Origin of the sequence: Paludibacterium yongneupense DSM 18731, assembly GCF_000422925.1 — a bacterium.
Taxonomy (GTDB): domain Bacteria; phylum Pseudomonadota; class Gammaproteobacteria; order Burkholderiales; family Chromobacteriaceae; genus Paludibacterium; species Paludibacterium yongneupense.
Genome location: NZ_AUGZ01000040.1, coordinates 18,268 through 29,218, shown reverse-complemented (window position 1 = coordinate 29,218; position 10,951 = coordinate 18,268). Strand labels below are relative to the sequence as shown.

Genomic DNA, 10,951 nt, shown 5'->3' with positions numbered 1-10,951 from the left:
GGGGGTGCGGCGCTGGCGGTGTTCTTCAAGACGCAGGACGCGAAGGTGAAGTTGATCGCGCTGCCAGCGGCCTTGTCGTGCCTGCTGGGGATCACGGAGGCGGCGATCTTCGGTGTGAACCTGCGCTATATCAAGCCGTTCGTCGCGGCGGCGGTCGGGGGGGCGCTGGGCGGGGCGTATGTGGTCTTCGCGAAGGTAGCGATGACGGCGATCGGGGTGACGGGGATACCGGGCATCGCGATCGTTCCGGGGTCGCTGATGCTCAATTATGTAATTGGCATGGTGCTGGCCTTCGGCAGCGCATTCGCGCTGACCTGGGTGCTGGGCTTGGCCGGCAAGAAGGCGGCCAAGCCGACGGCCGAGGCGGCAGTGAAGGCTGAATCGGTCTGAGCGGCGGTATGGAATGGAAAACAACGCGACGCGCGGGCGGCACACAGAGGCACAGGCCGCGCGGACGCGAATGATCAAGTGGCATGCGAGAAAAAAACGAGATGAGGCCGCATGCCAGGATGGTGTAGTCGTGAAGCGCTTCGAGCGACACCTCGCGGCAGGATAAAGCAGGGTGCGCCTGAAGTGCGTAGTAAAAATAACTCAAAACATGTGGAACGGAAAAATGAAAACCAAACGTATTGCTCTTGCTGTCCTGGCCGCCGCGTGCTGCGGCGCCTTCCCGGCCGCCTATGCCGACGATGGCTCCAGCGTCATTATCTATGGCTATGTCCGCGCCGGAGTCGATGCAATGAACGGCAACGCCAACGCGGTATGGGGCGAAAGTGCCAGCAACGCCCGTTCATCGACGGTGAACGTGGCGGGCCGCGGCGAAGTCAATTTCAGGGGGGTCGAAAACCTCGGCAACGGTCTTGCGGCCGTATTCCAGGTTCAGAACGAGTTCTCGCCGACCAATGCCACCGGCTACGACGACCAGCACGGCACCCACTCCGCCGGTTTCGCCTCCGATGATTCTTACGTCGGACTGAAAGGGGGCTTTGGCCAGCTGCGGCTCGGCAAGGGAACCGGCAACTTCGAAGACGGCAAGTACGAGAACACGGTCATCGTCGGCCCGGACCAGATGCTCGGGTGGTTTGGCGATGCCCTCGGCAACAATATGGTCCGCTACGACTTGCCGTCCTTCGGCGCCTTCAACGCCTCCATCCAGTACTCGACCGAAGAGAACAAGAGCGCCAGCTATAACGGCACCCAGCATGTGAGTCTCGGAGCGAGCTACGACGTGGGGCGCTGGGGCGTGTCCGGCGCGTTCGCCAGCACCGGCAATGCCATGGTCACCGATGGCAGCCAAGTTGCGGTCAGCGCGACGAATCAGACCACGGCATTTGGCTGGGCGACCAATCAAGGCGCCACCGGCACGCTGAATCAGGCCCACTTGACTGCCATGTACAAGCCGACCGATTCGCTGCAACTGGTTGTCGAGCTGCAGCGCAATACCCTGGCCGGGGATGCGCAGAACAAGGGGGCGTTGTACGGCTACTACACTATGGGTTCGGTTCAGTTCGGTCTGCAGGGGGGCGTGCAAAGTTATAGCGGACACAAGCCGAGCGGGCTGTCGAATGAAAAGTTTGTCGACGGCTTCGTGCACTACAGCCTGAGCAAGCAGACCATGGTGTATCTGGAAGCGCTGCAGGACAAGGACGGCGCCAGCGGGGCTGGTTCCCGTACCTTCACGGTCCTGGGAATGGTCAAGAATTTCTGACCCGGCCTGAACCTTCCCGGCCGCATGCCACCCCTTGCGGCCGGCGGTGCGTAGTCGAGAGTGCTCTTGCCCGACGCCACTGATGCCAGATTACCCTGTGTCAGGGAGCGCCAAATGGGCGTCTGCCGCTCGCTCCGGCGAGCGGCGGTGTTTTTTGTGTGACTTCATCCGCTGTTTTCCCGTTTCTCCCTCAACTTGGGTGTTCTCCTCGCTCGATATCTTTGACAAGCAGAGTCTGCTGGCAAAAGCTAAATTCATATGCTGCTGTGCATTTCTGCAAGAGACAAGCAAATATAGAAAATAGTTATTTATCAACAAATATGTCATGCCGAGTGTTGGGGCCGATTTGCTGCTTGACCCCCCTGAAGCGGTGCTATACCTTGGCACTGAATTTTGTGCCTGGATCTGCCAGCCTGTTGCGAACGCCACAACAGGAACGATTCGTCGCGTCGGTTACGCATGCAAGAGTTGCTGCGGACTTTGGTGCGCGAGTCCGCCAAGAAATAACCCGGTATGCATACGGTGTAGAAGTCGGCGCACTGAATTGAAGCGAAGTGAACAATGCAGTGGCACTAGGGTCTCAATAATTCGGTTAACTATACATTAATGTACGGTATCAAATGACAGGGGCAAACGGATCGCCTGATTGTGATGATAGGCGTCATATATTTTGTGCTCGGGTGCGTTTGTCGTGAAATGGAAATTACATGGTTAGCAAATCACTATTGATCTCTCGACTGTTTTTTTTGTCCGTATTGTCTGCGTATTGTATTTCCATATTCAATCCCGATCATGTAAGACCATTTTTTTATACATCCGTATTTCTCTCGATACTCGGATTGATTGTCGAACGTCGCTCTTTTTCGGCCAATAAATGGTTTCCACTTGCGCTGTTAATGTATGCCCTTGGCCATTTTGCTTGGCTGAAGTGGCATGGTTTGCCGCATGATATCGACGAATATGGTATCTATAAATCATACCGAAATGTCGCCAAATACATATTTTGGTCAGTGCCGATGATCTATTACGCTATTGGCATGGGGCAGGACAAGATGAAAATGAAACTAGCCTGTTTCTTGCCTTTAACGATGGCAATATTTTCCTTGCTTGTCTCCATTCTTGCATTCCGGGAACATTGGCTTCTTGGTGGCGATCGGGTGGCATTGTCTTTCGATGGCGGCACGATGGTGGCCTATATGATGACTATTGTTCATATTCTGGCCTTGCATCAGATATTGATCTGGGTGCAAACGAGAAATGAACGATGGTTTATTCCCGTTCTGACGTTGCTCGGTATTATTGTCGTACAATATATGTCTATCCTGTTAACGGAAACGCGTGCAGCCATTATTGTATTTCCGGTTCTAGTGACTTACATGCTGCTGGCAGCTTCGCCCCTCCTCTGTCGGCGTCCTATTTTCATCGGGGTCGGCGGCGTCCTGTTGCTTGTTCTCGTCCTTGGGTATAACTCTATTATCAAGCCTCGCTTCGACAGCTTGAAAAGCGACGTCGTCTCATACCAAGTGACACCTGGCGAGGTGACATCGGTCGGAGCCCGCTTCTCTATGTGGGATGCAGGCTGGTTCGCCGCAAAGGCTCGTCCGTTCGGGGAGAGAATTCACGAGCGAGAGACGCTGATTCATCAGGCCGTAGATGATGGGAAGCTGAACGAGCAGGTGCTGGGCTTCCTCAAGATCCATCTGCATGATGACATGATGGAAACGATGTCCTTGCGAGGCCTGTGGGGAGGGGCATTGCTGCTTATCCTGTATGTCGCCCTGGCGTGGCAGGCCCGGTTGTCGCGTGGGGCTGTGCGGCTCGGGTTGACGCTTGTGCTGGGAGCGATGGTGGCTTTTGGCATCGGCGATGTCCTGTTCATGTGGACCAAACTGGTCGTGCTGTTGCTGCTATCGATTACTTTGATCTGTTTTGCCTGGCCGGGTCCCATTGGCGCCGGCAGGAACGTTTGACGCCATGGTTGGACATGGTGGCTAATCAAGTATTGGAGCGCTTGTTTTGACCGACGTTTTTCGTAATGCCATTACTGATCGCAAAGAACTCTCTTACGCTGACGTATTGCCGTCCTCATGCCTACATGTCGCATTTGGTATTGATGCGCGATATGTTAGGGGCATGGCTGTAACTATCGCCTCGATTGTCGCCAACAATCCCGACAGAGATTTTGTATTCCATGTCTTTTATGGGTCGATAGCCGAAGCTGACTTCGACAGACTCGATGCGCTGGCGCGAAAATTGGCGACAACGATCATTCTGAATTTAATCGACAAGACAATATTCGCCGGCCTGGCAACATTTGGTCAGTACACTCATGCTATCTATAACCGGCTTGTAATTTCGGATAACATGAAAGGAGTGACTCCACGCATCTTATACCTGGATGCAGATATCGTTTGTCTGGGCGATGTGAGCGAATTGGCGGAAATGGACCTCGGCGACAATATCGTGGCTGCGGTCGCGGATGTGGGCAGAGTTGCCGATGTGCAGAGTGCGAAGCTCAACCTTGAGCACGGGCGTTACTTCAATTCCGGAATGATTCTGATCGACATCGAGAGATGGAATGCTGGCGGTATTTCCAATAAGGCACTGTCTATTTTATCGGCCAGAAAGAGCGATCTTTCTTTTCCAGACCAGGATGCGCTGAACATTGCGCTGGATGGTCGTGTCGCCATCGTCGATCGTAAATGGAACCGTCTTTACGATTTGGGTGTCATGAATGAAGACATCGCTGCCGAGACGGTTTTTCTGCATTATGCTGCCGGTACCAAACCTTGGTTTTCCTGGAGCTTCCATCCGTTGAAGTCGCATTTCATGCGGTATTACAGCCAGTCTCCATGGGGCGGTCTGCCTCTGGATCCGCCGCGCGATTACAAGGAGATGAGGGCGCTGGCACGAGGCTTGATTCGTCAGCGGTGTTACTGCACTGGATTGGGCTGGTACTTGAGATCGCTGCGGAAACGGTTGGCCAAGAAATTCGGGTGCGTCTGACCCGAGACTCCGGCGGGGCCGAAGACGGAGGAGCCCGGATGACCGGGCTTTGCCGTTTTCAGTGTTCCAGATCTTGCCGGATAAAACCGGAACGTGCCCGGCATGTGCTCATGCGACGACTGACAGCATGGTCCCCAGAGCGGCAGCCGATGTAAGTACGCGACCGGCAGTGTAATAGTTCTCCGTCTGGGCTTCGCCTGCGTCCTCCGTTTTTTTCTCGGCGTCGGATTTGGGTACTCCCAATCCCACGATTCCGTAGGCGAAGGCCTTTGCTCCCGATGGACGATCCGTCTGTCCGCCATCATCATTGCTTGCGGCAGCTTTACCCGCATCGCTGAGCGACACCGCTGTGCTGGCGGGGGCGGTGGAAGAGGGGGGAGGCGGGGCAACCTTCCTGGCGCTAGGCGTTGCATTTGCCGCAGGTGTTTGCGTAGCCGTTGCTGTCGATGTGCCCTGAATATCCATTGTCGACTCTCCTGCGATCTCGGTTTTGGCGGATGCTGAACCCTGTATATCGGCAGATCCAGACAGGCCTTGAGTGCGATTCGATGAATTTCAGCGACCGGCCCCTCTTTTCCTTTTCCGTCAGTCGCCGTGCCCGCAGGAGGGGGATGCTCGCCTTGAGAAACTGCCTCCGCCGAGTGGCAAGGCGTCGGCACGCAAGGCCGGCGTTTCGAGTCACTCAAGCTCCGGGGATACCGTAACGGCTCCGCGAACCCCGGCCTTCCCTGTTTTCTTGTCGCATTGCACAAAATGCGCCGAATCCAGAAATTTTGCCGTTCTTATCTCAAGTTGAAATTAGATTGCAATCCAAGGGGAAGCCCCACTTTAGCACTGGCGGCCACTCCATGCCGAGACACCCGGACGTTTCGCCGCGCCGTGCCGCCGCCAACTCGCCAGGCCCTGCTGCTGAAGCCTCTCGACGACCGATCAAGCTACTACGCAAGCCGGTTTCACCACGCTGCGCCGCGAAATGATTAAATCACAAAACTCCGCAAAAAAATAAATTACAACAAGTGAAAATGCATTATCCAGGGCTGCACTTGTGCGATAGTTGACAGGCACTCACAACAAAATCAACACGACATAAGGATTGATTATGCGAACACCCTTCTATCGAGTTCTCTATCTGCAAGTGCTGGTGGCCATCGTTGCCGGTGTGTTGCTAGGGCATTTTGACGCTATTCATGCCATTTCCATGAAACCGTTGGGGGACGGGTTCATAAAGCTGATACGAATGGTCATCGCCCCTGTGATTTTCTGCACGGTCGCCGCCGGTATCGCCGGCATGCAGGACATGAAAAAAGTGGGGCGCGTAGGCGGCAAGGCCTTGCTCTACTTTGAAATCGTGTCCACCTTCGCCCTGGTGATCGGGCTTCTGGTGTCGTCGATATTGCAACCCGGCGCTGGTTTCAATGTCGACATCAGCAAGCTGGATACGCACTCCATCTCCGAGTTCACGCTCAAGGCCAAGAGTCTGAGTTCGGTGGACTTTCTGATCAACATCATTCCCAACACCTTTTTCGACGCGTTTGCCAAGGGCGACATCCTGCAGGTTCTGCTCATCTCCATCCTGTTCGGTTTCGCCCTGTCGGCGGCGGGCGAACCGGGCAAGCCGGTGGTCTATCTGCTCGAGCAGCTGTCGCTGGCCATCTTCGGCATCGTCAACATCATCATGAAGGTGGCTCCGATCGGCGCGTTCGGCGCCATGGCTTTCACCATCGGCAAATACGGCATCGTTGCGCTGATTCCTATGGCCAAGCTGGTCGGCACCTTCTACCTGACCAGCGCCCTGTTCGTGTTGCTGGTCCTCGGGCTCATCGCACGCATCACCGGCTTCTCCATCCTGCGCTTTCTGGTCTACATCAAGGAAGAGCTGCTCATCGTCCTGGGCACCAGTTCGTCCGAAAGCGCCCTGCCCAACCTCATGGCCAAACTCGAGCGCATGGGCTGTGCCAAATCGGTGGTCGGGCTGGTCGTGCCTACCGGTTACTCGTTCAATCTGGACGGCACCAATATCTACATGACCATGGCCGTGCTGTTCATCGCCCAGGCCACCAATACCCAGCTCACCTTCGGTCAGGAGATGACCATCCTCGTGGTCGCCATGTTGACCTCGAAGGGCGCATCGGGCATCTCCGGTGCCGGCTTCATCACCCTGGCGTCCACGCTGGCCGTGATCAAAGGGCTTCCGGTCGAAGGCATGGCGCTCATCCTCGGGATCGACAAGTTCATGAGCGAATGTCGGGCGCTCACCAATATCATCGGCAATGGCGTGGCGACCGTGGTGATTTCGGGCTGGGAAGGCGAGTTGGACCGCGACAGGATGCACGACGTGCTCAACGGCGACACGGCTCGGTCCTGAATCCCGCCTGGCCTGTCCGGGGCACCGCCATCTGGAATGGCGGCCCGGGTGGCACCATGCTGCGCGGGTGCCTGGCACGATGAGAGCGCGTCGCTAGGCAGACGAATGTGCTTGCGAGGTAGCGGGGGGCGAAGCAGGCCGCCTCCCGGTGCGAAGGCATGCGCTCGATTGCTCCCGCCCCGGCTCCGACCCAACGTGCCCGGTGCCGCCGAAGACCAGAACGCGAAACCCCATGCTCTGCCTTTCTCCAAGTCATGTCGCTGACGGCTCTCTGTTGGGGGATAGCCATCCACCAAGGTTTTAGAATCGTTCGGCCAGGATGATGATCTGTCCGTCTCGCGGCAGGACCTCTTTTTTCCAGCTCGGACCCCCTGTCCGGACAGAGCCGCATATGTGTCCGCGCTCTACGCCCCGCAATGCTACAGAGGATAGACTTGCTTGAAGATCAATATTGAGCAAGGGGGCTGGCGACGGTCCGCTTTCGGGGAAATTGGCCTCGTCCGCCTCTGATAGCGGCCGCCATGCGATCCATGGTGAGAAGGGCAAGCAGCATTAAGTCGAGGATGCCGCCGAATTCATCTTTGATTTATCAAGATAGCGGAGGGCGACGGCTGCCGCAGCGAGCCCAGACACGGCGCCGACGACCAGCGCCCAACGCGGACCGAACGTGTCGGCCACCCACCCAACGAGCGGCGCGCCGACCGGTGTCGCGCCCACGCCGATCGCCAGGCGCAGGGCCATCACGCGTCCACGCATCGCAGGATCGGAGGAAAGCTGCATGAGGCTGCTCGTCGAACTGGAGAAGGTCAGGATCGAGATGCCGATGATGACGAGAGCGCCGCCAAACAGCCAGACATTGGGCGTGATCGCGGCGAGCAGGAAGCCGATCCCACAGATCGCTGCACTGGCGGGCAGAAGTCCGAACCGCGGGCTTTCGCGTCTGGCGGCCAGCAGCGCGCCGGCGAGCGTGCCTACCGCCATCACCGAGGTCAGAAGCCCGTACTGATCCGCGCCGCCCCGAAAAACCCTGACCGACATGGTGGAGATGAAGATCGGGAAGTTGAGCGCGAAGGTGCCAATCAGGAACAGCATGAAAAGGATTGCCAGGAGGTCCGGCCTCGACCGGACATAGCGAAAGCCTTCCACAAAATTGCCACGAGCCCGGTCGGCGCGAATGCTCGGATGAAGCTCGTTCACGCGCAGACAGTATAGCGACGCGAGTACGGCAACGAACGAGGCGGCGTTGATCAGGAACGTCCAGCCGACGCCGATAGCCGCGATCACTAAGCCGGCCGCGGCCGGACCGACCATCTGTGCAACGTTGATGGATGAGGAGTTCAGTGCCACTGCGTTTGATAAGTTGTCGTCCCCGACCAGGTCGGAGACGAAGGTCTGGCGTGCAGGCATATCGATTGCATTAACGCACCCCGACAGGAACGCGATGGCATAGACCTGCCACAGCTGGACGAGCCTGGCGACAATAAGGAGGCCGAGCACGAGGGCCAGTATGCCTGAGACGGCCTGGGTGGCGATCAGGAGCTTGCGTCGGTCAAGATGATCCGCCGCATAACCGGCCCATGGCAGCAGGAGAAGCTGCGGTCCGAATTGCAGGCCCATGACGATGCCGACGGCGGTTGCAGAATGGTGGGTGAGTTCGGCCAGCACCAGCCAGTCCTGGGCGGTGCGCTGCATCCATGTTCCGATATTCGAGACCAGCGAGCCGATGGTCCAGACGCGATAGTTGAAGACCCTCAGCGAGCGGAATGTGCGGCCGGTCATGCCGTCACGAGCCCGTCGGCGAATTGCCGCCGTGAAATCGCCCGAATAGACGTGCGCTTAGCACGCCGATAAGCAGAATGCCCACGCCAACGGCGATGACCTGATCTGCGGCGTGCGGATCGAAATCTCCCACACGAGCGATGAGCAGGTAGGCAATGATCAAATTCGCAACCCCCCAGAGCACGTTCACGGTTGATGAGGACAGGCCTTCACCGGGCGGCTTGGCGAACGGGCTCTGGAAAGGGCGTCCCATCACGCCGCTGACGAAATGTGGAATGGCGTTCGAAAAAAAAGCGCCGCCGAGAAGGTAGGACAGGTAGACAAACCAATGCATCTCAGACGCTCCGTTCCAGTAGATCCACGATCTCACGGCTCGTGCCGGTCTCGCCAATTCGGGGAAAGATCCGGGTGACGCTGTTGTGGTGGGCTTCGGCGTCACGATCGGTCATCGCGTCTGTGGCGAAGGCGATGTTGAAACCCAACTCATAGGCCTGGCGCGCAGTGGCCTCGACGCCATTGCTGGTGGCGACACCGGCGATCACGACCTGCGTAACGCCAGAGGCCGTTAGCTGCTCTCCCAGGCCCGTATTCGTAAACGCACCCGGGGTTCGCTTTGTTAGCTGGAGGTCTTGCGGCTGCTGATTCAGTTCGGGGATAAGGTCGGTCCAGCCGGGCGGATATTCGCGATCGCTGCGCCGCTGCTCTGTCCGGCCCGGTGCCACCCCGGCAACGTTTACGAGCACGACTGGCAAGCCGCGCTTGCGAAATGCACTGGCAAGTGTGATGACGTGTTTCACCACGTCAGCCATCGGATGCGCGCAGGAGAGTGCGACAACGCCCTTCTGGAGATCGATGATGATCAGTGCCGTCCTGGGGTCGAGGGTCGTGATGGTCATGAGCTTTTCTTTGCTGGATTAAAACGATGCGGGAGCGATCATGAGTCGCCCAGACGCTTGATGAGTGCAGCGGCGGCAACGAGAGTCTGATGTTCCGTCGCATCGAGTTTTTCCATGGCGGCAAGCAGCCATTCCTGCTTGGCCGTGCTCCGCTTCCGTCTCGCCTCGATGCCTGCTTCTGTCAGCGAGAACAGGACTTGCCGCCCATCCGTTGGATGAGGGCGGCGCTGGACCAGTCCGTCCTGTTCCAAACCGGTCAGTATGGCGCCCATCGACTGGGGTTTCATCGATTCCGCGCGCGCGAGATCCGCTGTGGTCATCCCTGTGCTTTCATTCAGTCTGGCCAAGGTGCTCGTCTGGGAGAGGTTCAGCGCGCCGGGATTCGCTTCGGCGCGCAAGCGGCGAAGGAGTTGTCCAATCGCCAATGTCAGCTCGGCGACTGCGACTTCCTTGGATATCTGGTTTTCCTGATTCATGCTTCCAATCTAGCGTTAAACAGGTAGACTTGCAAGTTTGACTGTCTAAAATATCGCCTGGAAATGAGGGGCACTGCGTTTGTGTAACGGCGGCCAAGGCAGGAGGCTGTCAAATTGCCAGGAGTGCCACGGATCCAGAGATAGGGTCAGAGTCAGTGCGAGAGGGGCGTCATGGCCGTTGGCATTAAGAGTTGAACGGGCCTTGGGTGACAGCGACGGTGAGCAGGGGATGAACCGTTCCTGGCGACAGATGCCACGATTCCACCATGTCGTCAGGGCTGGGTTTGGTGGAAAGCAGCCATCCGGGCGGCCGTGTCCTACGGTTTTGCAGTCGATCTAGGCCTATCTGCCGTTCATGTCGTCAGTAAAACTGATTTACCCGGCTTTCTTGCGCCGCATGATGTCAACGTCGCCTGACCAGCTTTGCCCTGCAATCCTTGCTTTATGGGGCTTGCAAGGTTTCGCTGTTTCGATGTTCCAGCTTTTCCTTTGAATTCAAAAGTCTATGCCGTTTACGGCACGCTGGCATATTCCTTGGCGGCGGAGGGGCGACTGAAGAGGAGCACGGCGTGGATATCCCTGCCGGGGTGTGGCGCGCAGGATGACCGGGGGCATGACGATCGATGGCTGAAAACAAGGGGTGTGGCCGATGGATACGGCTGTAGCAGCAGGCAAAAACCAGGGCGGCAGATGGGCGAATCCAGTAGCCGGAATGGGGTGT

9 protein-coding genes are annotated in these 10,951 nt (G+C 57.4%); 5 read left to right on the top strand and 4 right to left on the bottom strand.

Features of this window, described 5'->3' with window-relative positions; translation table 11 throughout:
- The 5 genes from G520_RS22785 to G520_RS0113280 form a co-directional block, all read left to right on the top strand.
- A partial coding sequence (locus tag G520_RS22785; protein WP_345938735.1) for a PTS transporter subunit EIIC occupies positions 1-390 on the top strand: 390 nt, incomplete at its 5' end.
- Positions 391-613: 223 nt separating this feature from the next.
- The gene (locus G520_RS0113295) at positions 614-1,708 is read left to right on the top strand and encodes a porin (RefSeq protein WP_028536094.1); all 1,095 of its coding nucleotides are present in this window, start codon (positions 614-616) and stop codon (positions 1,706-1,708) included.
- A gap of 707 nt (positions 1,709-2,415) precedes the next feature.
- Positions 2,416-3,678, top strand: coding sequence for an O-antigen ligase family protein (locus G520_RS0113290; RefSeq protein ID WP_156876944.1), 1,263 nt, complete (start codon positions 2,416-2,418; stop codon positions 3,676-3,678).
- 46 nt (positions 3,679-3,724) lie between these two features.
- Positions 3,725-4,714, top strand: coding sequence for a glycosyltransferase family 8 protein (locus G520_RS22780; protein WP_345938734.1), 990 nt, complete (start codon positions 3,725-3,727; stop codon positions 4,712-4,714).
- Positions 4,715-5,813: 1,099 nt separating this feature from the next.
- Positions 5,814-7,079, top strand: coding sequence for a dicarboxylate/amino acid:cation symporter (locus tag G520_RS0113280; RefSeq protein ID WP_028536092.1), 1,266 nt, complete (start codon positions 5,814-5,816; stop codon positions 7,077-7,079).
- Between the two features lie 552 nt (positions 7,080-7,631).
- On the opposite strand, the gene G520_RS0113275 is transcribed toward G520_RS0113280, so the two are convergent.
- From G520_RS0113275 to G520_RS0113260, 4 genes are read right to left on the bottom strand one after another with little or no spacing between them, the layout of a single operon-like run.
- The gene (locus tag G520_RS0113275) at positions 7,632-8,858 is read right to left on the bottom strand and encodes an MFS transporter (protein WP_028536091.1); all 1,227 of its coding nucleotides are present in this window, start codon (positions 8,856-8,858) and stop codon (positions 7,632-7,634) included.
- 4 nt (positions 8,859-8,862) lie between these two features.
- On the bottom strand, positions 8,863-9,192 hold the full coding sequence (locus tag G520_RS0113270) for a hypothetical protein (RefSeq protein ID WP_028536090.1): 330 nt from the start codon (positions 9,190-9,192) through the stop codon (positions 8,863-8,865).
- 1 nt (position 9,193) lies between these two features.
- Complete coding sequence (locus tag G520_RS0113265) at positions 9,194-9,754, bottom strand: isochorismatase family protein (protein ID WP_028536089.1); 561 nt, start codon at positions 9,752-9,754, stop codon at positions 9,194-9,196.
- Between the two features lie 38 nt (positions 9,755-9,792).
- Complete coding sequence (locus G520_RS0113260; protein WP_028536088.1) at positions 9,793-10,230, bottom strand: MarR family winged helix-turn-helix transcriptional regulator; 438 nt, start codon at positions 10,228-10,230, stop codon at positions 9,793-9,795.
- Positions 10,231-10,951: the final 721 nt, after the last annotated feature.

Excerpts from the sequence above, each read along its gene's own strand:
- G520_RS0113295 (WP_028536094.1), top strand. The coding sequence starts at position 614 with ATGAAAACCAAACGTATTGCTCTTGCTGTCCTGGCCGCCGCGTGCTGC.
- G520_RS0113290 (WP_156876944.1), top strand. The coding sequence starts at position 2,416 with ATGGTTAGCAAATCACTATTGATCTCTCGACTGTTTTTTTTGTCCGTA.
- G520_RS0113280 (WP_028536092.1), top strand. The coding sequence starts at position 5,814 with ATGCGAACACCCTTCTATCGAGTTCTCTATCTGCAAGTGCTGGTGGCC.
- G520_RS0113275 (WP_028536091.1), bottom strand. The coding sequence starts at position 8,858 with ATGACCGGCCGCACATTCCGCTCGCTGAGGGTCTTCAACTATCGCGTC.
- G520_RS0113270 (WP_028536090.1), bottom strand. The coding sequence starts at position 9,192 with ATGCATTGGTTTGTCTACCTGTCCTACCTTCTCGGCGGCGCTTTTTTT.
- G520_RS0113265 (WP_028536089.1), bottom strand. The coding sequence starts at position 9,754 with ATGACCATCACGACCCTCGACCCCAGGACGGCACTGATCATCATCGAT.
- G520_RS0113260 (WP_028536088.1), bottom strand. The coding sequence starts at position 10,230 with ATGAATCAGGAAAACCAGATATCCAAGGAAGTCGCAGTCGCCGAGCTG.